This window comes from Pseudomonas putida, from assembly GCF_001636055.1.
Taxonomy (GTDB): domain Bacteria; phylum Pseudomonadota; class Gammaproteobacteria; order Pseudomonadales; family Pseudomonadaceae; genus Aquipseudomonas; species Aquipseudomonas machongensis.
This window is the reverse complement of record NZ_CP011789.1, coordinates 2,015,254-2,036,762: the sequence shown is the minus strand read 5'-3', so window position 1 is coordinate 2,036,762 and position 21,509 is coordinate 2,015,254. Positions and strand designations below refer to the sequence as shown.

At 64.4% G+C, this 21,509-nt stretch carries 19 protein-coding genes; 4 read left to right on the top strand and 15 right to left on the bottom strand.

What is annotated here, in order from left to right; all coding sequences use genetic code 11:
* Window position 1: 1 nt before the first annotated feature.
* Genes AB688_RS09345 through AB688_RS09335 form a run of 3 tightly spaced genes read right to left on the bottom strand, consistent with a single transcriptional unit; the run spans window position 2 to window position 1,232 of the window.
* A complete protein-coding gene (locus AB688_RS09345) occupies window positions 2–436 on the bottom strand; it encodes a hypothetical protein (RefSeq protein ID WP_063543614.1) in 435 nt (144 codons plus the stop codon).
* A gap of 6 nt (window positions 437–442) precedes the next feature.
* A complete protein-coding gene (locus AB688_RS09340) occupies window positions 443–658 on the bottom strand; it encodes a hypothetical protein (protein ID WP_054892873.1) in 216 nt (71 codons plus the stop codon).
* Window positions 659–680: 22 nt separating this feature from the next.
* On the bottom strand, window positions 681–1,232 hold the full coding sequence (locus AB688_RS09335) for a type III secretion protein (RefSeq protein ID WP_419555266.1): 552 nt from the start codon (window positions 1,230–1,232) through the stop codon (window positions 681–683).
* Between the two features lie 139 nt (window positions 1,233–1,371).
* Between AB688_RS09335 and AB688_RS09330 the strand changes: the two genes are divergently transcribed.
* Window positions 1,372–2,157, top strand: a complete 786-nt coding sequence (locus AB688_RS09330) for a tetratricopeptide repeat protein (RefSeq protein ID WP_063543610.1) — start codon at window positions 1,372–1,374, stop codon at window positions 2,155–2,157.
* A 20-nt stretch (window positions 2,158–2,177) separates the two neighbouring features.
* Here AB688_RS09330 and AB688_RS09325 read toward each other — a convergent pair whose 3' ends face one another.
* From AB688_RS09325 to AB688_RS09295, 8 genes are all read right to left on the bottom strand, one after another.
* The gene (locus tag AB688_RS09325; protein ID WP_063546675.1) at window positions 2,178–2,594 is read right to left on the bottom strand and encodes a hypothetical protein; all 417 of its coding nucleotides are present in this window, start codon (window positions 2,592–2,594) and stop codon (window positions 2,178–2,180) included.
* A gap of 30 nt (window positions 2,595–2,624) precedes the next feature.
* Window positions 2,625–3,884 carry a type II and III secretion system protein family protein gene (locus tag AB688_RS09320; protein ID WP_370671064.1) on the bottom strand — a complete coding sequence of 420 codons (1,260 nt, stop codon included), beginning with the start codon at window positions 3,882–3,884 and terminating at the stop codon, window positions 2,625–2,627.
* A gap of 59 nt (window positions 3,885–3,943) precedes the next feature.
* Window positions 3,944–6,085, bottom strand: coding sequence for a type III secretion system export apparatus subunit SctV (gene sctV, locus AB688_RS09315; protein ID WP_054892877.1), 2,142 nt, complete (start codon window positions 6,083–6,085; stop codon window positions 3,944–3,946).
* Window positions 6,082–6,417, bottom strand: coding sequence for a tetratricopeptide repeat protein (locus AB688_RS09310; protein ID WP_371105658.1), 336 nt, complete (start codon window positions 6,415–6,417; stop codon window positions 6,082–6,084). Before AB688_RS09310 ends, sctV begins: the two co-directional genes overlap by 4 nt.
* On the bottom strand, window positions 6,417–6,779 hold the full coding sequence (locus AB688_RS09305) for a hypothetical protein (RefSeq protein WP_063543608.1): 363 nt from the start codon (window positions 6,777–6,779) through the stop codon (window positions 6,417–6,419). Before AB688_RS09305 ends, AB688_RS09310 begins: the two co-directional genes overlap by 1 nt.
* Window positions 6,780–6,787: 8 nt before the next feature.
* Window positions 6,788–7,717, bottom strand: a complete 930-nt coding sequence (locus AB688_RS09300; RefSeq protein ID WP_063543606.1) for an FHA domain-containing protein — start codon at window positions 7,715–7,717, stop codon at window positions 6,788–6,790.
* A 111-nt stretch (window positions 7,718–7,828) separates the two neighbouring features.
* On the bottom strand, window positions 7,829–7,993 hold the full coding sequence (locus AB688_RS26990; protein ID WP_172964786.1) for a hypothetical protein: 165 nt from the start codon (window positions 7,991–7,993) through the stop codon (window positions 7,829–7,831).
* A gap of 414 nt (window positions 7,994–8,407) precedes the next feature.
* Entirely contained in the window at window positions 8,408–9,193 is a 786-nt protein-coding gene (locus AB688_RS09295; RefSeq protein WP_054892881.1) for a helix-turn-helix transcriptional regulator, read from the bottom strand.
* Between the two features lie 177 nt (window positions 9,194–9,370).
* Here AB688_RS09295 and AB688_RS09290 point away from each other — a divergent pair, with 177 nt between their 5' ends.
* Window positions 9,371–10,195, top strand: a complete 825-nt coding sequence (locus tag AB688_RS09290; protein WP_063543604.1) for a carbon-nitrogen hydrolase family protein — start codon at window positions 9,371–9,373, stop codon at window positions 10,193–10,195.
* Between the two features lie 138 nt (window positions 10,196–10,333).
* On the top strand, window positions 10,334–11,656 hold the full coding sequence (locus AB688_RS09285) for an APC family permease (RefSeq protein ID WP_063543602.1): 1,323 nt from the start codon (window positions 10,334–10,336) through the stop codon (window positions 11,654–11,656).
* A 44-nt stretch (window positions 11,657–11,700) separates the two neighbouring features.
* Here the strand turns inward: AB688_RS09285 and AB688_RS09280 are convergent, their stop codons facing one another.
* From AB688_RS09280 to AB688_RS09270, 3 genes are read right to left on the bottom strand one after another with little or no spacing between them, the layout of a single operon-like run.
* Window positions 11,701–13,923 carry a GMC family oxidoreductase gene (locus AB688_RS09280; RefSeq protein ID WP_063543600.1) on the bottom strand — a complete coding sequence of 741 codons (2,223 nt, stop codon included), beginning with the start codon at window positions 13,921–13,923 and terminating at the stop codon, window positions 11,701–11,703.
* Window positions 13,920–14,417, bottom strand: a complete 498-nt coding sequence (locus AB688_RS09275) for a hypothetical protein (RefSeq protein WP_063543598.1) — start codon at window positions 14,415–14,417, stop codon at window positions 13,920–13,922. Before AB688_RS09275 ends, AB688_RS09280 begins: the two co-directional genes overlap by 4 nt.
* 4 nt (window positions 14,418–14,421) lie before the next feature.
* Complete coding sequence (locus AB688_RS09270; RefSeq protein WP_063543596.1) at window positions 14,422–15,774, bottom strand: hypothetical protein; 1,353 nt, start codon at window positions 15,772–15,774, stop codon at window positions 14,422–14,424.
* Between the two features lie 330 nt (window positions 15,775–16,104).
* Here AB688_RS09270 and AB688_RS09265 point away from each other — a divergent pair, with 330 nt between their 5' ends.
* Complete coding sequence (locus AB688_RS09265; protein WP_063543594.1) at window positions 16,105–19,530, top strand: hypothetical protein; 3,426 nt, start codon at window positions 16,105–16,107, stop codon at window positions 19,528–19,530.
* Between the two features lie 228 nt (window positions 19,531–19,758).
* On the opposite strand, the gene mqo is transcribed toward AB688_RS09265, so the two are convergent.
* On the bottom strand, window positions 19,759–21,402 hold the full coding sequence (gene mqo / locus AB688_RS09260; RefSeq protein ID WP_063543592.1) for a malate dehydrogenase (quinone): 1,644 nt from the start codon (window positions 21,400–21,402) through the stop codon (window positions 19,759–19,761).
* Between the last annotated feature and the right edge of the window lie 107 nt (window positions 21,403–21,509).

Below are 21,509 nucleotides of genomic sequence, written 5' to 3'. Positions count from 1 at the left end.
TTCATTGTCCTTTGAGCAGGGTGTTGGCGGAGCCGGAAACCTGGGTCGCGCCACGTACCACCATCTGGGTTTCGATGGAGTAATCGAACATCCGCCCAAGCGACTGGACGATGTTCGCGACCTGGGTATCACCGACCTTGGGCGCGCCCTCGGCGCCGGTGGGCACGAACGGCGACGGGCCTGCGGCCGGGGTCGACGATGGCATCGCCGGGCTGCCGTGACTGAGTGACTCGGCCCGAGCGCTGAAGGTGCGCGAGCGGTCGATGAAGCCGTCCAGGCGCTGCATCAGGCTTTCACCGATCTGGTGAGGGCTGGCACCTTCAGGCATGCCCTTGGCACTGTTGGCCATGTTTTCGAAGAGGTTCTGGGAGGCACCGAGCCCCCCTTGTCCTCCTGACGGCGGCAGTGCCGCCGTGGTCGCGAGACTGGCTGTCATGGCCGTTTACTCGTCGTCGTCCGAAGACTGGGCTTCGTTCAGCATTTCCTGGGCCTTGGGCATGATGATGAACTGCCCGCCGATCAGCACGGCCTGGTTCACCAGCGCCTCCTGGAAGCTTGGATCGTCGGAGGCGTCCTGGGACTTGTCGAGCGCCGCATCGAAGCGCGCTTCGGCGCTGCTCGGGGTGCTGCCGGGGGTATCGATCGGGGTAACGGCCATGGGGCTTCTCCTGGGTGGTTTTTCAGTGATCGCTGACGCTGGCGCCGCGGAACACCCGGATACTCCGGGAGGCTGCGGACGTCGCGACGGGCTGGGGTCGGTTGTCGAGGTGCTGCTGGATCATGTTCAGGTAGGCGGGCGGTCCGGAAACCAGCAGTTCGTCGCGCTCGGCGCCAGGGCGCAGCGACAACTGGCGGCCGTACACATCGAGGCTTTGCAGGTAGTCGCGCAACTGCTCCAGGTCCAACCCGGGCTGGCGACGGAACAGGCGCGTGGCCACTTCATCGTTGCTATTGATGTAGAGCACGTTGCCGTCGTAGTACCAACCCAGCGCGTTGCTGTCGCACAGCTGGGTGAGGAAGTCGCCGGCAGTGCTGCTGCGCAACGGGCTGCGGGCCTTGCCGCGGACCTTGTCGGAGACCACCACGACCAGCTCCAGGTTCTGCCCGAACTCGCTCAGGGCGCCGCGCAGGTCCTGGTCGACCAGGGCATAGGCGTAGGGTTGGGCGAACCAGTCGGGCTCGCCCTTGCCCTCGTCGCTGCGCACCGGCAACGACAGCAGAACCAGCAGCATGCTGGTGAGCCAGAGCAGGCTACGCATGGGCGATTACCTCCCTGGCGCGGCTCACAGCTGTGAAATCGTATGAAGCGCAGTCGAAATCACACATCAAGTCGCTAGAATGGCCACTCAGTCGTCCGCTCGAGTCCTGTCCATGCCCAAGCGTTTGCCGTCCACCCTGCTTCTGATCGCCAGCACCTTGCTCGGCGCCTGCACCAGCCAGCCACACACTGCCGACGAGGGCTACGACCGCCTCATGCACCTGGCGGGCGATCTGCAGCAGCGCGGCGATGCCGCCTCGGCTGCGGCGCTCTACCAGAATGCCGCGCAGCAACCTGGGCGCCATCCCGAAGCCTGGCAGAAGCTGGGCGATACCACGCTGGCCGCAGGCGACGCGCGCGCTGCCGAGCGGGCCTACCAGCAGGCACTTGAACTGCAGCCGGACAACCTCGACGCCCTGCTGGGGCTGGGCAGCGCCCAACTGCGCCAGGGCAAGCTGGAGCGTGCGGTCACGTCCCTGACCCAGGCGGCCGAGCGTGGCAACAGCGCCGATGCCTGGAACCGCCTGGGCATTGCGCAGATCCTGCGCGGCCAGGCAGCGGCCGCTCAAGGGGCCTTCAGCAAGGGGTTGGCGCTGGCACCGGACAACCTCGATACCCGCTGCAACCTGGCCCTGGCCTACGCCCTCGGCGGTCAGGCGCAACGGGCCCTGGACACCGTGCGCGTGGTCGGCCAGTCGCCGCGTGCCCTGCCCCGGCACCAGCGCAACGAACTGCTGGTCACCGTACTGGCCGGCCGCGAGCAGGATGTCGCCGGCCTGCCCCTGGACGATCTCTCCGCCAGCGAACGCCAGACGCTGCTGAACGAAGCCCGGCGCATCAAGGCGATCCCGGATGCCCAGGCCCAGGCCCGCGAGCTGGGACTGGTGGACGGTCGCTAGCACCTGGACATGGGCGCGTTTCATTGCTTCTCCTGGCGATCGGCGCGTGCTTGCTGCTCATCCTGGCGTCGACGCAGCTCGGCGCGATCGTAACCCTCGATGTAGACCTGTGCGGCGCGCCCCACGGGCGCCGCCATGGTCGGGCCCGTCGGCCGCCCCTGGGCCAGGTCGTCCGGCTGCTCGACCATGCGCATCAGCGTGAGGTTGTTGGCGCAGCCCGGCGGCAGCAGTGGCACGAAGTCCTCGTCCAGCCCGAAGTCATCCTTGCTCGCCGGTTTCAGGCATTCCACCGGCAGGATCTCGGTGCTGCCGTTGGCCAGTGTCTTGTGCTGGAAATCAGGGGAGTAGGAGACCGGCTCCAGGTGTGTCTGGCAGCCAGCCAGCAGTGCCAATGGCAACAGCCAGCAGCGCCCTGCGGGGGCGCTGATCATCGACATGGAAAAGATCGATTTCATGGTCGCTCCCGGTCAGTTCATGTAGAAGCCGAACTTGCCGCCACTGCGTGGCCCCGCCGAAGCGGTCGCAGGGCCCGGCAGGGCATCGAGGGGCGTGGCCAGGTCGCGCTCGCGCGTCGGCTGCACCAGGTACGGGGTGATCAGGATCACCAGTTCAGTCTCGTTGCGCTGGAAACGCTTGGAGCGGAACAGGTTGCCCAGGATCGGCATGTCGCCGAGCATCGGCACCTTGTCCATGTCCTGGCTGCTTTCGCGCTGGAACAGGCCGGCAATGGCGAAGGTCTGGCCGCTGCCGACCTCGACCCGGGTATCGGCGCGTCGCACGCGGAACGACGGCACCCGGTAACCGTTGACGTCGGTGGTGTCCGAGCCCATCAGGCTGCTGACCTCGGGGCGCACCTGCAAGGCGATATGGCCGTTGGGCAGCAGCGTCGGGCTGAACAGCAGCGAGACACCGAAAGGCTTGTACTCGATGCCCACCAGATCACGGTTGACCGGCACCGGCACGGGGATCTCACCGCCCGCCAGGAAGCTTGCGGTCTGCCCGGTCATGGCGGTGATGTTCGGCTCGGCGAGGATCTGCAGCACGCCATTGCTCTGCAGGGCTTCAAGCATCGAGTCGATGTTGACGTTGCCCGAGCTGAGGCCGGCGCTGATGACATTCGATGCACCGCTGGCGGCGTCGGCGGCGAGGCGACCACCGGTGATCAAGCCAAAGGAAAAGGTGCCGTTGTTGAACAGTGCGTTCCAGCTCACCCCGTAGCGCAGCAGCTCGGAACGCGAGACTTCGGCAAAGCGCACACGGATGTTGACCTGGGCAGAACCGGCATAGGTCGCGGCGTTGACCGCTGGTACCGGGCTCTGGTTGTCGAGCAATGCATTGAGGTCACTGGCTTCGCCGACATCCCTGACCAAGCCCTTGGCCACCAGCTGGTTACCCACGGCGCTGACCTGGGCGCCGCTGGCCGGATGCAGGTCTTGCAGCGGACGGCTGACGCTCTGGGTCGCGTTGTTCACCGACAGGTTCAAGGCCGCCAGTTGCTTGCCCGCATCGTCCAGGGCGATCAGGCTGGTCTGCCCCGGCGCCTTGCCGAACACGTAAATCACCCCGTCGGACACCACTTGCAGGTCGGCGATGCCCGGCTCGGCAACCAGCACCGAGGCCACCGGCGCCTTGAAATGCAGCACCCTGCCCTCGCCCGATGCCAGGTCCAGGCGACCGTGGCTGCCCACTGCGATCTCGTCGGCGCAGGCCAGCAACGACAGCAGCATGCCGGCCAGACCCAGCCACAAACGGTAATGAAACACAGCGCCGATGCGTGATGAACCGATCATGAAGCACTCGCCAGAGAAGTGACCGAAGCGCCGCTGGTGGAGCGGCGTTGAGAGGTGTCGCCAAGTTCGAGGGTGCCCACGGCCTGCAGGTTGTATTCACCGGCCAGCTCGCGGAACGACAGCACGGCCAGCTCCATGTCGCCACGCAGCACCAAGCGGCGCAGGTGGCGGCGCAGTTCCGGGTGCACCAGCAGTACGCTGGTGCGGTCTTCGGGCAGGCGCTCGCAGGCCTGGCGCAGTTGCAGCATCAAGGCGCGGCTGACCTGCTCGGGAATCGCCTCGCGGCCACCGTCCTGACGGCGCATGCCCGTGCGCAACTGCTGCTCCAAAGCCGGCGCCAGCACCAGGGCGCTGATCACCCGGTTGCGGTCGGCATATTGGTGGCTGATCTGTCGGGCCAGGGCGGCGCGCAGGTGCTCGGCCAGGTGCGCGGCGTCGGCATCGCGTCCACCCCAGTCGACCATGGCCTCAAGCAAGGCGCGCTGGTTGCGGATCGACACCCCCTCTGCAACCAGGTAGCGCAGGGCTTCGGCCATGCGCTGCAACGACAGGTTGCGCAGCACTTCCTTGATCAGTTCGCCATAGCTGCCCTCGATGCTTTCCAGCAGCGCACGGGTCTCCTGGATGCCGAGAAAATCGGCCGCGTAGCGGCGCAGGGTGCGCTCGACCGTCGCCCGTAGCACTTCCTCGGGGAGCATGAAGCCGATGCCCGCCTGTTCCAGACGCTCCTGGTACTCACGAGCGATCCAGTGGGCGCTGCGCGCAGCCAGGGGCGAGTCGGCTTCGATCATCGGGATGTCGAGCAACTGCACATTGACCGGGTCGTCCCTGAGCAGCAGGCAATCGGCAGGCAGTTCACCTTCGCTCACCGGCACGCCTTCAAGTTCGATGACGAAGCGCTGGGCGGCGCTCTTCGCGTCCACATGCACGGCGGCCAAGGGCACATCGATGCCGAGCTCGCCACGGATCTCGTGGCACAGCGCCTCGAAGCGCTGGCGCAGCGGCTGCTCCGGCGCACTGGCCGCAAGGCCCGGCCCCATGACCAGGAGGATGCGGCAGTTGAGCGGCTTGCTCGCCGACACGCTGGGCTCCACCGCTGGCACCTGGGGTTCATCCTCGGCCTCCGGCGCTTGCACCGGCTCAGCCTGCTCGGCCGCCTGGCGACGCTTGAGGTAGAACGCCGAGCCAGCCAGCACTGCGGCAAGCACGAAGAACACCGCCGCCGGGAAGCCCGGCAGCAGGCCGATGCCCAGCAGGATCAATGCCGTGAGGAACAAGGCACGATGGCTGGCGCCCAACTGGCGAATGATCTCCGTCCCCAGGTCACCGCTGGCGCCGTCGCTGTTGACGCGGGTGACCACGGTGCCGGCCGCCACCGAAATCAGCAGCGCCGGAATCTGTGCGATCAGGCCATCACCGACGGTCAGCAGCGAATAGGTGTGCACTGCGGTGCCGAACGGCATGTCGCGCTCGACCATGCCGATCAGCATGCCGCCCAGCAGGTTCACCGCGAGGATCACCAGGCCGGCGATGGCGTCGCCCTTGACGAACTTCATCGCACCGTCCATGGCGCCGAACATCTGGCTTTCACGCTCCAGGCGCGAACGACGGCGACGGGCTTCGGCCTGGTCGATGTCGCCATTGCGCAGGTCGTTGTCGATGCTCATCTGCTTGCCGGGCATGGCATCAAGGGTGAAGCGCGCGGCCACCTCGGCAACCCGCTCGGCACCTTTGGTGATGACCACGAACTGCGCCACGGTGATGATCAGGAACACCACCAGGCCAACCACCACCTGGCCTGCGATGACGAAGTCACCGAACGCCTGGACGATATGGCCGGCATCGCCGTGCAGCAGGATCAACCGCGTGGTGGTGATCGACAGCGACAGGCGGAACAGGGTGCTCAGCAGGATCAGCGGCGGCAGCGCCGAGAACTCCACCGAGTGGTTGATATAGAAGGCGACGATCAGGATCAGCATGCTCAGGGCGATGTTCAGGCCGATCAGGCCGTCGACCAGGTAGGTCGGCAGCGGGATGATCATCATCGCGATGGCCATCAGCATGAACGACACGATGATCACGTCGGTGCGCTGGGACGCCGCCCGCGCCAGGCCGTTGAGGCGATCGAGCGGGCTCATCGGGCGGCCCTGCGTGCACTGAGGTAGCGCTTGAAGCACTGACGCGCCTCGTCCTTGCGCCCACCGCGCCACAGCGCATGGCTGCGCAGCAGCAACAGGCCGGGTGACTCGCCTTCCTGCTCGGTGAGGCGGTCGAGTGCGTTCAGGGCGCGGCTGGCGTTGCCGCTGTCGGTGAAGGCCATGGCCAGGTAGCGCAGCAGCGTGCCGTCCTGGGGGGCCATCTGCGCGGCGATCAACAGCATCACCAGCGCGCGCTGGGGCTGACCGCTGCGGCGGTAGAGGTCGCCCAGGCCCTTGAGCAGTTCGATGCTGTCGTGTCGTTCGCGGGACATCATGGTTCCTGCACCTCGGCGCGTTGCTGCTCCAGGGACTGGCGCAGGTGGATCTCTTCACGAAGCAGGTCTTCGGCCAGCTCGCGGATCTCCGGTTCGGCATCCAGCGACGGCATGACTTCGTCCAGCAGGTACTGCAACAGGTCCAGCGCGCGGGTGCCGCTGAACAGGTCCGGGTTGATCTCCTCGCCGGCACAGGCTTGCTCGAGCTCTGCGCGCAGCGAACGGCGGCCAGCCACTTCACGCTTGCCCAGCAGCGCATCGAAGCGGGCGTTGGGGCGTGCCTGTAGCGGGCGTACGGCCTCGACGGAGGGGGTCTTTTCGGTGGAAGACGGCAACAATGGCCGCGGTTCGATCCTCATGCTCGGTCCTATAAGGTCAGGGTGAAGCGTTCTTCACCCCTGGCCAGGATCACCTGGTCGCTGTCGATACGTTCCAGCATCCAGCCGTCGGCCAAGGCCGCGCCGGGATAGAGGCGCTTGCCGCTTTCGCTGATCACATAGGGGTTGTTGCCGAACCACACCGCCTGGAAGCGCACCCGTGGACGGGCGACATCGGCCTGGGCGGTGACCGTGCTGTGCAGCATCACCTGCTGGCCGTAGCGTTGGTCGTAGTCCTGGCGTACGGCGAGCCAGCGCGCCTTCTGCGTCAGGTCCAGGCGCCCCTCGGCCACCAGTTGCCCGCCTGCTTCGCTGAGCCGTACGCCTTCCAGGCCGTTGGCCAGCAACTGCTGCCCCAGCCATTGATGGGCCTGCGCCAGCGAAGGCAGCTGCGGCGCGCGCGGTACGGGGGTCACACTGGCGGCCAGGGGTTTGGGTGGCTCGCCACGCATGGCGTAGGCGAAGGCGCAGATCAGCATCAGGCCCAGCGCCAGCGCAACGTGGGTGCGGGTGAGTGCCGAGGCGTGCTGGGGCTGTGCGATTGCGGCAGCGGCGCGCGCGGGCTGTTCGTGCTCCAGGCTCAACTGCGCCTCGCCCAAGGCGATACGCAGCGGCAACTGAGCGCGATAACCGCTGCCGAGCGGAACGATGATCGCCCGCCCCTGCGGGTCTTCGACCCGCACTTCGCCGCCCACGGCCTCGACTGCGACCTTGCCGTCTGCCAGGCGCAATACCAGATGGCGGGGCTCGACGCCCGGGTCATTGAGAATGAAGTCGGCATCAGGTGTGCTGCCGAAGGTGTACTGGGTGCCGTCCAGACTGATCCGGCCACCCTGGTGCAGACCCTGGGTGACGCTGAGTACCGGCTTGGAGGCTGTCGCGCCACCGGTGACGGCGGCCAGAGCGGTAAGGGCTGTCATGGGCGGGGCACCACCGTGAATACCACGGGCAACGGCCATTCAGGCCCTTGCCGAAAAATGCATCGTTGCAAGACATGCGGGCGGAGCAACCCCCGCCCGCAAGGCACAACGTCAGTTCTGCGGACGCTGTTTGGTGGCGTCGAGCTCAGCCTTCTTGGCAGTGGTCAGCTCGGTGATCTGGGCCGACTTCTCGATAGCCATGTTGAAAGTGGCTTCCATCTTGGCGATTGCTGCGTCTGCGCCGCCACCGCTGCTTGCTGGAGGTACGTTGCTCATGGTGATACTCCTTCAGGATAGGGATTCGTAAGAAGCCGCTTTGAGGCGGGTAGAAGTCCGTGCAAGACAGCGACCGAAGGGGATGTAGGCAGTCGCTCTCTAACACGGGACCCATGTTAGGCAATGAATATTCGCCACTGCTGTGAAACGTTGTGAAAGGTTGGGAAAACTCTTGATACAAATCACCATGCAGCGTCTTTACACAGGCTACAAGCCAGGCACAGCAAGGCCTTCAGCTGGAGGACCGAATACCTTGGAATGTCTCGGATTGGGTAATACGCGCTGTTTTCCTGGTCGAAACAGCCGGCAGTGAAGTTCAGTTATCGAACAAACGTAGTCACCCAGGAGGCACTACAGGGCAAATATTACAAGGCGGCAGGATGAACGGATAAATAATGACTTCTGTGAACTCAATCAACTTTGCGCCTGCAGAAACAGCGAGAACAACTCGGACTGTGACTTGATGCCCAATTTGCTGTACATGTGCTTGCGGTGCACTTTCACGGTCTCGGCGGATATCGCCAGCTTGCGCGCTATTTCCTTGCTCGAACAACCACTGAGCATCAAGCGCCCCACTTCCAGTTCCCGTGCCGTCAGGGGTGTCTGCAGCGCCTCGACGGTTTCCTCCAGGCGACTCTGCCAGCGTGGCGCCGGTGGCGTTGCCTGCTCCAGTAATTCACGCTCGAACGTCATGCGCTGGCGCATCAGCCCGGCCACCCAGGGGCGCAGCAGGTCGAGCAGGGTGATCTGCTCGGCGCTGAAACGCCCCTTGGTCCCCAGCGACAGGCACAAGGTGCGCTCCTTCTCGAGCTGGACATTGAACTGCACCTCGTCGGCGACCACGTTCAGGCGAAAGTAGCGCTGGTAGTAGTCGGTCTGCTCGAAGCACTCCGGCGCCACGTCCGCCAGCTGGAACAGGCCGCTGCCCGGCGCCTCGCGGCTGGCGATGTAGAACGGGTCGAGCAGGTACAGGCCCTTGAGGTAGTCCTGGAACAGCGGGTCGGGCCCGCCATCCTCGCCTGGACACTCGGCGAACACTTGCGGTCTACCATTGCTGAAGAGCAAGGCCACCCAGCTGTCGAACGGCACATACTGATCGAGCAGGCGCACCAGGGCGAGCCAGAAGCCGGGCTTGTCGAGCGTCTCGACCAGGTGACCGACCGAGCGGTGCCAGGCCAAGTCCTGCAGCGTAAGGTTCATGCCTCTACCCCTGTTGGGTTACCACGTGGGCGTAATTACCCCTGATACGGTGCCCGACGCATACTCGGGCAAGCCTTGCCTCGGTCCGATGCGCATTCTGACCGTTTTTCACCGGGCGGTCATGTCACCGCCATGGCTCCGGCATTTCAATAAAAGATTGGGTCTATGAGAACAGCAATGAAGGTCGAACTCGTGCAACTGGTGGGCCGCGACGGTGACACCGCCTACAACCTGAGCCGCACCCTGGAGGCGATCCACGCCTGCCCTGCCGGCACCGACCTGGTGGTCTTCCCTGAAACCCAGCTGATGGGGTTCCCCAGCGAAGACAACATCGCAACCCTCGCCGAACCCCTTGACGGCCCAAGCGTACGCGCCGTGCAACAGGCAGCGCGCGAACGTGACGTCGGCGTGGTGGTCGGCATGGCCGAAGCGGGTGAAGACGGCCGCTTCTACAACACCACCCTGCTGATCACCGCTGAAGGCATCGCCCTGAAATACCGCAAGACCCACCTGTGGGCGTCGGACCGCGGCATCTTCACTCCGGGCGACCGCTACGCCACCACGCTGTTCAAGGGGGTGCGGGTCGGCTTGCTGATCTGTTTCGACATCGAGTTCCCTGAAAGCGCCCGCGCCCTCGGCCAACTGGGCGTCGAGCTGATCCTGGTGACCAACGGCAACATGGACCCCTACGGGCCGACCCACCGCACCGCGATCAGTGGCCGCGCCATGGAAAACCAGGCATTCGCGGTGATGGTCAACCGCGTCGGCGAGGGTGATGGCGCCCTGGTGTTCGCCGGCGGCAGCGCGGTGGTCGACCCGTACGGGCAGTTGCTCTGCGAAGCCGGGCGCGAGGAGTGCCGCATCGGGCTGGAACTGGACCTGGCGCAACTGGATGTTGCCCGTCGCGACTACAGCTACCTGGCCGAGCGCCGCTTCGTCCTGCCGGGCGAAGTGCGCGAGCACGATAACGGCCTGCGCGAGCTGATCATCGATAACCGCTGACACCACCGCATCTATAGGGAACTCAACAATCCTGAGGGTCACGCAGACTGCAAAGCGCTGACCCGCGACGGGCAAGGGATGCCATTTTTTGCGTCGATTTCGACTCTGCATAACAAACATAATCTGGAGTAAGCAGTAATGGCCCGACTCAAGCGAACCCTTTCGCTCAGTGCGGTGGTGCTGTTCGGCATCGCCTACATGACCCCGATCATCGTCCTCGGCACCTTCGGCATCCTCGCCGACACCACTGGCGGCGTGGTCCCCTCTGCGTACCTCGCTGCCTCCGTCGCCATGCTGTTCACCGCCCTGAGCTACGGGCGCATGGCCGCCGCTTTCCCGGTGGCGGGCTCGGCCTACACCTATGTGCGCAAGTCGATCAGCCCGAAACTGGGCTTCCTGGCCGGCTGGGGCGTGCTGCTCGACTACCTGTTCCTGCCCATGGCCATCTGGCTGATCGGCGCTGCCTACCTGCACTCGGCCTTCCCCGCCGTGCCACAGGCGCTGTGGGTGCTGGCGTTCATCGGCGTGACCACAGCGATCAACGTGGTCGGCCTGCGCCTGGCGAAGAACATCAACGGCGCGCTGATGCTGGTGCAATTCCTGGTGCTGGCGGCCTTCGTGGTGTTGGCGATCCACTATGTGCTGGGGGACGCGAGCAAACCGCTGTGGTCGCTCGAGCCGTTCTTCAAGGAAGGCGTGCAACTGCCGCTGATCATGAGCGGTGCAGCGATTGCCTGCTATTCGTTCCTGGGCTTCGATGCCGTGAGTACCCTGACCGAGGAAACCCACGAGCCGCGCAAGAACATCCCGCGGGCAATCCTGCTGATTACCCTGATCGGTGGCTTCCTGTTCATCGCCGCCAGCTACTTCGTGCAGCTTGCCCACCCCTCCACCCAGTTCGAAAACGCCGACTCGGCGGCCTACGAGATCGCCCGCAACATCGGTGGCGACCTGTTCGTCAGCCTGTTCCTGGTCGGCTTGATCGTCGGCCAGTTCACCTCGGGGCTGTCCGCCCAGGCCAGCGCCTCGCGCTTGCTGTTCGCCATGGGGCGTGACGGTGTACTGCCCAAGGCATTCTTCGGGCGCCTGAGCGAGCGCTTCGGCACCCCGGTCGGCAGCATCGTGCTGTGCGGCGTGGTGGCGCTGCTGGCGTTGCACATGGATGTCACCACTTCCACCTCGTTCATCAACTTCGGCGCCTTCCTGGCCTTCAGCCTGGTCAACCTGTCGGTGGTGTTCCACTACTGGATCGGCCGTGGCGAACCCGGGCCACGCGCGGTGCTGCTGTTCCTGGTGTTCCCGCTGATCGGTCTGGGGGCAGACCTGTGGCTGATGGTGAGCCTGGATCACCTGGCGATCTACCTGGGCCTGGCCTGGCTGGCGGCGGGCATCCTGTATCTGGCCGTGCTGACGGGTGGGTTCAGCAAGCAGCCGCCAGAGATGCATTTCGAAGAAGCGTGATCGGAGAGCACCGGCCACGCCGGTGCCCATCCTGCCATCGCGGACTACAAGGATCCGAAGCTCAGCTCGACGCTCAAGCTGCCCAGGTTGTCGCGCAGACCAACCCCGTAGCGCCCCTGCAGATCGTCATTGATGCACAACTGCAGCTCGCCCTTCTGACCGCGGGGCAACTGCACCTTGTCCCCCACCAGGAACGGCGTTCCGTTGCTGCCGATACGGCCGATCAGCGCACCTTCGTTCTGCCCGGGCAAGGTATAGCCGGACTTGGCGATCAAACCGGCATTACCCCTGGCGCCCACGAACCCGGTCGCCGGGTTGGCCGTCCACTGCCCGCCCTTGCACACCGCCAACTGCCAACTGTGGCCATTGACCTGCACCCCGGTCCCCTGCCAGGCCTGGTTGGCCTGGACCTCGACGGTGCGCGCAAGCAGGTCGCTGGCCACCACATCGGCAGCCTGGAAGGTCAGCGCGGTGATGGTCAGGGTCGGGTTGGCGGTGCCGGTGGTGGGGAACACGCCGTCGCCGACCAGGAACAGGTTCTTGTGGTCCCAACTGCGCTGCTGCTTGTCGACCACCGACTTGCCCGGGTCGCTACCCATGCGGTAGGTGCCCATCAGGTGCCCCGCGCCATAGAACGCATAGCGTTCGTTGCCATAATCGAACACCGTTTGCGGTCCGCCGTTCTTGTCTGGATGGAAGTTGGTCAGCTCGCTGGCGCCCATCAGCTCGGTGATGATGTGCGTTGCGGCCAAACGCGCCTGCCTGAACCCTTCCTTGGTGTAGTCGGAAAAATCATATTCGATCTCCGGTCGAGCCAGTCCGAGGCCATCGGTGAGGGTATCGCTGACCTTCACTCGACACAGCGCCTTGTCCGGGTCTTTTTCCAACTGCTCGACCAGAAAGCCCAGGCGGAACTGGCGAGTCAGCACGCTGTTGAGCTGCTGCACCAGCTCCTTGCCAGACAGCGCCGACGTCTTGGGGTTGGTCCCGCCTTCGTTGGTCCCGTCGATGTAGTCGCAAACGGCCTTGTACGGGTCCTCCTGCGACCAGTTCCAGCCCTCGTTGCCGATCTCGATACGCCAGGCCGCATGTTTCCTGCGAAAGTCGCCGTCACGCATTTCCTCGATGCCTGAAGTCGACAGCGGGCCACGGAACGGGAACAGCGGTTTACCCTCGGGCATCAGGCCCCAGGCCAGGTACACCGGGTGGTCCGACAAGCCACAGCCAAGCTGCTTGCTGCTGTTGGCAACCCCATCCGGCCAATCCTTGCTCTTGGAGTTGAGCAGCAGTTTCGGCGTCTCGATGGCATGGGCGGCGATGACGTAACGCTGGCCTTGGGCTACGCCATCATTGCGCTTGCCATCGGCCTGGTACTGGATGAACTCGATGCCACTGACTTGCTTGTCGGTCACCAGCACCTTGCTGGCCACGGTCTGGTAGAGGATGCGCACGTTGCCGGTGTCCAGCGCCTTGGCCATGGTCACGGTGGCATCGTACTTGGCCTGGATCGGGCAGATCGGCGTACAGCTGGTATTACCGGCACAGACCCGCCGCCCGTTGTCGTTCTGCGAGTTGCGTCCGGCCGGGGTCGGGCGCACCTTCAGCGTGATGCCGTTATAGCGCTTGCCGTCGATTGCCTTGGCCACGCCCTGGTCGACCAGCGAAGGCGGGATGCCGTGCATGCGGTACTGGTAGCCCTCGGGGAAGGTCACGCCGAGGTAGGACTGGGCCGCCACGTCGGCAGACACGCCCATCTCCTCCTCGGCGCGGCAGTACGCGGTCTGCAGGTCGGCATAGCTGATCGGCCAATCGACCCCGACGTTGTAGGCCGACTTCATGCGAAAGTCATTGGGCAACAGGCGCAGTGCGGTGCCCATCCAGTGCCACATGGTGCCGCCACCGACCCGCTCGTAGGTGCTGGCGAACAGCAGTGGCCCCTTTTGTACCAGGTAGCTTTTCTGCTCCTTGTGCGGGTCGCTGCCGCCGGCGGTGATCAGGTCCTGGATGGTGGCCCGGGGGGCGAACTGCTTGTCCGGGGTCTGCTCGCTCTGCTCAGGCGGATAGGGCGATTCAGGCGATTTGAGCACCGCGGTGTAGAAACGCTCCAGGTACTCGCTGCGGTTCGGCGGAATCGCCGGCCCCGACTCCAGCACCAGTACCTTGAGCCCGGCCAGGCCCAACTGGTAGGCCATCACGCTGCCGGCCATGCCGGCGCCCACGACGATCACATCGGCTTGCTCGATGTTCTTGGCTTGTACGAGGCTCATGGCTGCTGCCCTTCCTTGGCTTTGACACCGGTGAATTGCTCGAGGGTTGGTGGCTGCTCGGCCCAGTAGCCGAAGTGATACTGGCTGTAGCCCATGGGATGGGCCTGGGCGATCTTCCACGCCCAGCTTTCCTTGTAGGCCTGGTCGGAAACCACGTGGATATCACCTTGGGTTTTCTGCGCGTCCTTCAGGTCGTAGGGCTGGTACCAACTGCCCAGCAGCCAGAGCTTCATGATCGAACGCGCGCCTTGGGCGATCGGTGAATCCTTGCGGTCCAGAATGGCGGCGGCGATCTCTTTCTCGGGCCGACCCTTGAGGCTGACAAACAGCTCCAGCAGATGGCTGAAGGCTGCCGCGCCCATGCCGCTTTGCGCTGTGGCGAAAAACACCGGTGGCAGGTTGACCGGGTCGTCGGACGGAGCAAGGTGGTCGCTGGACAGGCCCGTCAGCAGTGCCGAAAGCTCGATGAAGTTCTGCAGGTTCTGGTCGTTCATGGCATCACTCCTTGGCGCCAGTGGATTGGGCACGTTCAAGCAGGAAGGTGAAGTCGGCGAAACTGGTGCGCGGCGACTCGGTCACCCGGGTGGTCGCGTTGTTGTGGCACTCCATGCAGCTCGAAGACGCCTGCGGCACGGTGCCCTGGTTGTAGGTTTCCAGCGTCGCGTTGGCCAGGAAGCTTGGCGCCGGAGAGCCCAAGGGATTGACCGGGTCCGGTACCTGGCACTTCGGATCCTTGGCGGGCTTGGTCGGCCATTGCGTACTGACCAGTTGGTAGTTGGCCCAGACCGTGCCGGCCAGCGCGCCTCGCCACTGCTGGTTGAGCGCCTGGGCGGCGGCAGTGATCGGAATCTCGCGCACGATCTGCGATGGCTCGGCCTTTTTCGACGGATCCCACGGCTGCGCCGGCGGCTCGTTGATCGGCCGATCGGCCTTGGCGTCATAGAACAGGTACGGCCCCTTGCGCTCACTCACCGGCGTGGTCTTTTCCGGCACGTTGCGCACGTGCTCGAACGTCGACCACACCCACTGCTGCGCGTCCTGGGTCTTGTGCACGATGTGCAGCCCGACCAGGCCGACCTTCTGCGCACTGCACGACTCGGGGATGAGCGCCCCTTTGTCCGGATCGTCATTGCCCGGGGTGTAGACCAGCGCATCGACGGCATGGAACTCATCGGCCTTGTCGCTTGCGTCGAGGACCTTCCAGGCCGACTTGACCATGATCGCGCCGACCCGCTTATCCTCGTTCGAACCGCAGGCAAAGGCGATGCGGTTGTCGCTCTTGCCGAGGAACGCCTGTTGCCCCTCCTTGCTGTAGAGGCCGTTGTTGACGATATCGTCGAACATCGGCTGGTTGACCATGATCGCGTTGCGCGTGTACTGCCCGCTCTGGTCGACCAGTGGCCCGGTCTTGAACGGCTGGATGAACTCATCGAGCACTCCGGCGACCTTGCCCATCTGCTGCAGCACAGGCAGGTTGCCCTTGCCCTCACAGGCCGCGGGAAGCGGGGCTTTCTCGTGCCAACCTACAGGTTTCTGCCCCTTGGGCAGGAAGATCTCGTAACTCTCCTTCCACGACTCCCACACCGTCGTTGTGTTCGGCTTGCCGATCGGTGCATCGGTGTCGGCACTGCCATCGGGCTTGGCCGGCCAGTTCAGGGCGACGAAGGTCTTCCACGACAACAGGTCGAAATCGTGCTGCAGGCTTTCAAGGGTAGGTGTGGGCGGTGCCACGACGGTGACATCGAAGGGAATCTGCGGCGACAGCACGGGGCTGTCTGCCACAGCGGCCATGGCCAGTACGCTGGTGAAGCCTGCGCCCAGGCAGGCCAGGTGTTTCGGTCGTTTTCTCATTATCGTCTCCTCAGCAGATAAAGCGTCGGGACGACACAAGAGGCGGGCCCTTCATGGTCCCAGTATTCAGCGTTATCCCTGACGCTGATTTGCAGGCTAGCTGGCCATTTGCCATAGGTAAAATAATCGGATTAACGGTAGGGTTATTGCCTCTGCCGTACCGATCAGGACCGCTGTTTCACAGACGTAAAACGTTGTGAATTCCCGCGCACTGAAATCTTTGCTTACATCTTGTTCTGCTACCGTCGAGCCGCCTCGAGGGTCGCCGAGCGTCCAGCAACACTGACACGCCTTGCGCCCTTTCTGCCCCGACGAAAGGAGTTTCACGGCATGTCGACCAGCCCCCTCACCCGCAGCGCCGACATCAAACTGTCAGAGCCACGCGACCACAAGCCCGCCGCCACCTTCCGCGTGCTGCTCGCCAACAGCGAGCGCAACGCCGACAGCTACCGCAGTGCCAAGCCCGACGAGCAGATGCCCGCATTGGGCGAGCTGGCCTCGATCGAAGCCCCTGGCGCCCAGGGGGCCGACACCGTGCGCTACGTGACGACCGCAGGCGATGCCGTGCTGGTCAGCAAGGCCACCAACCCCAAGCTCTACCAACAGATCGTCGAGGCCCGCCCGGCACTGGAGGCCATCGCCAAGAGCAAGCAGGACGGCTACGAACTGCTCGGCAAGGACGCCCAGGCCCCCGCTACCCTCGCTGACTACAAGGCCATCGGTGCCGCTGACGAAGTCGGCCCCGGCCTGATCCGCTACCAGACCGCCGACGGCAAGGCCTACATCGTCGCCGAGCAGGACAACCCTGACCTGTTCAAACAGGTCTCGCAGGACTACAAGGCACTCTCGGGCATCAACAGCAGCATCGCCGATGGCTACCAATGGGCCGGCGCCGACCAGCAGGTACCCGGCGCGCTTGGCGACTTCCGCGCCGTGGGCCCGGCCGAGGAAGTCGGCCCGGGCGTGATCCGCTATGAGACCCAGGATGGCAGCAAGTACGTGGTGTCCGAGCGCGACAATCCCGAGCTGTACAAGGCCGCCGCCAGTGCCTATGACAGCCTCTCGGGCCTGCAGGCCAGCGAAGCCGACGGCTACCGGCGTGCCACTGACAATGAAGTCTGGCCGCCCTTCGACGGCACGGCCATCGGTGCCCGCGACGAGGTCGGCCCGGACCTTATCCGCTACGAACACAATGGCGAGAAAGTGGTGGTCGCCCGCGACGACAACCCCAAGCTGTTCGATTACCTGGCCGGCCTGCACGAGGTCTACAGCGACCCGGCCAAGGCTGGCGACATCCGCACCGCACTGGACAACGGTGCCGTGCTGGCCGATGCCAACACCCAGGCCCCGGGCCTGAACGACTACAAGGGCTTCGGCTGGACCACCGGCCAGGAAGACAATGTCCTCACCTACGAAACCCACGACGGCACCAAGGTCGTGGTCTCGCGCGACATCTCGCCGGAGCTGTTCAAGCAGGTGGCGACCGCCAACGACACCTGGGGCAAGATCCACGACAGCGAGAAGGAGGGCTACAAGCTCGCCGGCCCCAACGATTTTCTCAAGAACAAGGACATGTCCTTCGGCTCGCCGGACGAGCTGGGCGATGGCCTGATCCGCTTCGAGACCGACGAGGGCAAGTTCATCGTCTCCAAGGAGCTGAGCCCACAGCTGTACGACGAAGTGGTCGGCAAGTGGGAAGGCTGGACCAAGGGCGAGGTCGATGAGACCCGCAGCAAGTACAACCTGCCACCGCGCGAGGAACTCGATGCGCTCAATCTCAAGACCGGGGTCAAGGCCGATGAGAAGGATGCGTCCTCGCCCGAACTGACCGTGGGCGAGTTGGCCACCAAAGAGTTGCTCGACAGCTACCGCAAGGGCGTGCAGGACGGCTCGATCGCCAAGGACGACCCGCGCGCCAAGCTGGTCCGCGCCCTCGAAGCGCAGGCTGCCTACCAGAACGGCCGCGGCATCACCGGCTACGAGGAAGAGCCCGGCGCCTTCGGCGGCACATGGCGGGTGTTCGACAAGGAGCAGACCGAGCTCACCTCCGCCGACATGCACGACATCATCGACGGCGGCAAGCTCAAGGAGCAGATCAGCACCCTGTTCGCCGACGAGACCATCCAGAAGGACTACAAGTCGAAGATGGACGATGCGCTCAACCGCATCCCCAACAAGGACGAGGTCAAGCAGAAGCTGCTCGACCTGACCAACAACCCCGACTACATCGCCTACCTCAAGGACCTGCAGAAGCAGGGCAAGGACCACGAGGCCAAGGAAGACCTCAACAATACGCTCTCGGCCTTGTCGTTGTTCGATCCGGAGGCGGCGACCAAGGCGGCCCAGTCGATCCAGGCCGACGGCCTGACCAGCGACCTCAATGACCTGGTCGGCGACCCGAGCAAGATTTCCGACGAGAACAAGGAGCTGGCCACCAAGGACCTGTTCGGCCTGCTCAAGAGTGTGCTCAAGGGCTCGCTGCTGGACATGCCGCGGCGCACCCAGGAGGTCATCGAGAAGTTTCTCGAAGAGGGGCTGCAGGGCAAGCAGAAGTCCTCGGTGGTCACCAAGGTGCTCGAAGAGCTGTCGCAGATCGACATGGCCAAGGGCAGCATCAGCGAGGCCGACCTGAAGACCGTGCTGTCCAAGCCCTATGTGCCGATTGCCGACCGCGGCACCCTCGGCGAGGTGTTCAGCGCCCTCAACAGCAAGGGCATCCTCGGCACGCTGGGTGCCGGGGTGAACCTGTTCTCGGGCATCTATCAACTGGTCGGCCAGGGCGGCAAGCTGGGCGAGACCTGGCAGCAACGCCTGTCGATCGCCAAGGACTTCGTCAGTTTTGCCGGCGCTGGCAGCCACTTCGCCAAGGTCGGCGATGCCATCGGCGGGCTGGTCGGCAAGAGCGGGTTGGTTGATTTCCTCGGCCTGGACAAGACCCTGCCGGAGATCTGGGGCAAGGGCGGGATCCAGGAGCCGAAGTTCGAATTCAAGCTCAGCGAGCTGCCGGCGAGCACCAAGGCCAAGATCGCCGAAGCGCTCGATACCCTGCCCGGCAGCAAGCTCGGGGACTTTTCCGACGTGCTCGGTGACGGCGCAGGCAACGCCAACGCCGCCAAGAACGCCTATGGCGGCATTACCCAGCGCCTGGAGGACGCCGTATCAGCCTCCGGCACGGTCAAGCTGCCACCGGGCAAGGCGGCGAAGATTGCGGGGTCGGTGATCAAGGTACTGGGTCCGGCCACCGACCTTGCCGGTGGTTTCGCCGACATCGTCCTGGGGGCCTTCACCATCAAGAACGCAATCAAGGATGGCGATCCGCTGGCCAAGGCCTCCGGTGGGCTGCAGATCGCCGGCGGTGCCTTCGGTGCCTCGGCCGGTGTACTCGGTGCTGCCAGCCTGTTCGGTGCAGGCACGGCCGCAGCGCTGACCGGGCCTTTCTTCCTGGTGGGCGTGGTGCTGGGGGTGATCGGCGGGATCATCGGTTACTTCGTCGATCACAACAAACGGCAGAAGGCCAGCGAGAAGGAAAACGACTGGTACCGGGACCTGGCGGCCGATGGATTGTTGCAGGGCGACTGGGCGGACAAGGTCGAGTATGCCCACTACTCGATCCACCATTACGGCGACCGCGAGGCGCCGGAGGATGACAGCCTGTTCCGCTTCCAGGAGGCCGAATGGAAGCATTTCGACGAGACGCCGCAGAAGAATGGCTCGTCGAGCAACCGCCTGGACGACAAGTTGCACGTGGATCATTGAACCACTGATTGCAATCCATCCCTGTGGGAGCGGGCTTGCCCGCGAAAAGAACGCCGCGGTGGATGGCACCGGCTTCGCCGGTGTTCGCGGGCAAGCCCCGCTCCCACAGGGACTCGCTGCCACAAAACACTGTAACCAGGCACAAAAAAGCCACGAGCCCGCCTGCGGCGATCCTCGTGGCTTTTCAGGCAACGGCCTGTCGGACGACAGGCCATCTCCTCAGGCAGCTTACAGCGCCATGTCGTTGGCAGCCTTGCTCTCGGCAGGTGCGGTCGACTCGACACCGGTGCTGGTCCCGACGCTCTGGTCGATGACCGGCGGCTTCTCCAGTTGCAGCACTTCAGCGGTGTAGTTCCACTCTTTCTGCACGGCAGCAGCGGAATCGTTCAGCTTGGTACCGTAGCTCGGCACGATTTCGCGGATGCGGGCCTGCCACTCAGGCGTGGCGACCTTCTCCTTGAACACGGTTTCCAGTACGTTGAGCATGATCGGCGCAGCGGTCGAGGCGCCTGGCGAAGCACCCAGCAGACCGGCGATGGTGCGGTCTTCGGACGCCACGACTTCGGTGCCCAGCTTCAGCACACCGCCCTTCTCTTCGTCACGCTTGATGATCTGCACGCGCTGACCGGCCTGCCACAGGCGCCAGTCTTCTTTCTTGGCGTTCGGGAAGTAGGTGCGCAGGGCTTCGAAGCGGTCGTCATCCGACAGCATCACCTGGCCAGCGAGGTACTCGACCAGCGGGTACTGCTCGATGCCCACTTTGGTCATCGGCCAGACGTTGTGCAGGGTGGTGCTGCTCAGCAGGTCCAGGTACGAGCCGTTCTTCAGGAACTTGGTCGAGAAGGTGGCGAATGGCCCGAACAGGATCACGCGCTTGCCGTCCAGCACGCGGGTGTCCAGGTGCGGAACCGACATGGGTGGCGCGCCGGTCGAGGCGATGCCGTAGGCCTTGGCCATGTGCTGCATGGCAACGGTCGGGTTCTCGGTCACCAGGAACGAGCCGCCAACCGGGAAGCCTGCGTATTCCTTGGCTTCAGGAATGCCCGACTTCTGCAGCAGCTTCAGGGCGCCGCCGCCGGCACCGATGAACAGGAACTTGGCGTCGGTGGCAGAGGTGCTGCCATCCTTCAGGTTCTTGTACTCGACGTGCCAGGAGCCGTCCTTGTTGCGGGTGATGTCCTGCACTTCGCTGGACAGCTTCAGCTTGAAGTTGTCGCGGGTCTGCAGGTGGCCGACGAACTGGCGGGTGATCTCGCCGAAGTTGACGTCGGTGCCGATCGGCGTCCAGGTCACGGCCAGCTTCTGGTTCGGGTCACGCCCTTCCATCATCAGCGGGACCCACTTGGCGATCTGCGCGTGGTCTTCGGAGAACTGCATCGGGCGGAACAGCGGGCTCGCCTGCAGTGCTTCGTAACGCTTCTTCAGGAAGGCGATGTTGTCGTCGCCCCAGACGAAGCTCATGTGCGGGGTGGTGTTGATGAACGATTTCGGGTTCTTCAGCACGCCCTGGCGAACCTGCCAGGACCAGAACTGGCGCGACACCTGGAAGGCTTCGTTGATCTCGATCGCCTTGGAGATGTTGACCTTGCCGTCCTTGTCCATCGGGGTGTAGTTCAGCTCAGCCAGCGCGGAGTGGCCGGTACCGGCGTTGTTCCAGCCGTTGGAGCTTTCCTCGGCGACGCCATCCAGGCGCTCGACCATTTCCATCGACCAGCTCGGCTCCAGTTCGCTGAGCCATACGCCCAGGGTCGAACTCATGATGCCGCCGCCAATCAGGAGCACATCGACTTTCTTGGCTTCGTCGGCGTGCGCTTGCATGAAGCTCGCCGCGACAGCCAGACCCAGCAAGGTCTTGCCAGCTTTTTTGAACATTGATCACTTCCAGTCAGTAGAACGGAGGGGGCCTGTGGCTGGCCCAGGTGTTTCTTGTTCTTCAGCGCAGGCTTTTTGTGATCATTGTTCAGCAGCCAGAGAACCCT

Bases quoted from the DNA above. Each gene is read 5' to 3' on its own strand.
- AB688_RS09345 (WP_063543614.1), bottom strand. From the start codon at position 436: ATGACAGCCAGTCTCGCGACCACGGCGGCACTGCCGCCGTCAGGAGGA.
- AB688_RS09340 (WP_054892873.1), bottom strand. From the start codon at position 658: ATGGCCGTTACCCCGATCGATACCCCCGGCAGCACCCCGAGCAGCGCC.
- AB688_RS09335 (WP_419555266.1), bottom strand. From the start codon at position 1,232: ATGCTGCTGGTTCTGCTGTCGTTGCCGGTGCGCAGCGACGAGGGCAAG.
- AB688_RS09330 (WP_063543610.1), top strand. From the start codon at position 1,372: ATGCCCAAGCGTTTGCCGTCCACCCTGCTTCTGATCGCCAGCACCTTG.
- AB688_RS09325 (WP_063546675.1), bottom strand. From the start codon at position 2,594: ATGTCGATGATCAGCGCCCCCGCAGGGCGCTGCTGGCTGTTGCCATTG.
- AB688_RS09320 (WP_370671064.1), bottom strand. From the start codon at position 3,884: ATGCTGCTGTCGTTGCTGGCCTGCGCCGACGAGATCGCAGTGGGCAGC.
- sctV (WP_054892877.1), bottom strand. From the start codon at position 6,085: ATGAGCCCGCTCGATCGCCTCAACGGCCTGGCGCGGGCGGCGTCCCAG.
- AB688_RS09310 (WP_371105658.1), bottom strand. From the start codon at position 6,417: ATGTCCCGCGAACGACACGACAGCATCGAACTGCTCAAGGGCCTGGGC.
- AB688_RS09305 (WP_063543608.1), bottom strand. From the start codon at position 6,779: ATGAGGATCGAACCGCGGCCATTGTTGCCGTCTTCCACCGAAAAGACC.
- AB688_RS09300 (WP_063543606.1), bottom strand. From the start codon at position 7,717: ATGACAGCCCTTACCGCTCTGGCCGCCGTCACCGGTGGCGCGACAGCC.
- AB688_RS26990 (WP_172964786.1), bottom strand. From the start codon at position 7,993: ATGAGCAACGTACCTCCAGCAAGCAGCGGTGGCGGCGCAGACGCAGCA.
- AB688_RS09295 (WP_054892881.1), bottom strand. From the start codon at position 9,193: ATGAACCTTACGCTGCAGGACTTGGCCTGGCACCGCTCGGTCGGTCAC.
- AB688_RS09290 (WP_063543604.1), top strand. From the start codon at position 9,371: ATGAAGGTCGAACTCGTGCAACTGGTGGGCCGCGACGGTGACACCGCC.
- AB688_RS09285 (WP_063543602.1), top strand. From the start codon at position 10,334: ATGGCCCGACTCAAGCGAACCCTTTCGCTCAGTGCGGTGGTGCTGTTC.
- AB688_RS09280 (WP_063543600.1), bottom strand. From the start codon at position 13,923: ATGAGCCTCGTACAAGCCAAGAACATCGAGCAAGCCGATGTGATCGTC.
- AB688_RS09275 (WP_063543598.1), bottom strand. From the start codon at position 14,417: ATGAACGACCAGAACCTGCAGAACTTCATCGAGCTTTCGGCACTGCTG.
- AB688_RS09270 (WP_063543596.1), bottom strand. From the start codon at position 15,774: ATGAGAAAACGACCGAAACACCTGGCCTGCCTGGGCGCAGGCTTCACC.
- AB688_RS09265 (WP_063543594.1), top strand. From the start codon at position 16,105: ATGTCGACCAGCCCCCTCACCCGCAGCGCCGACATCAAACTGTCAGAG.
- mqo (WP_063543592.1), bottom strand. From the start codon at position 21,402: ATGTTCAAAAAAGCTGGCAAGACCTTGCTGGGTCTGGCTGTCGCGGCG.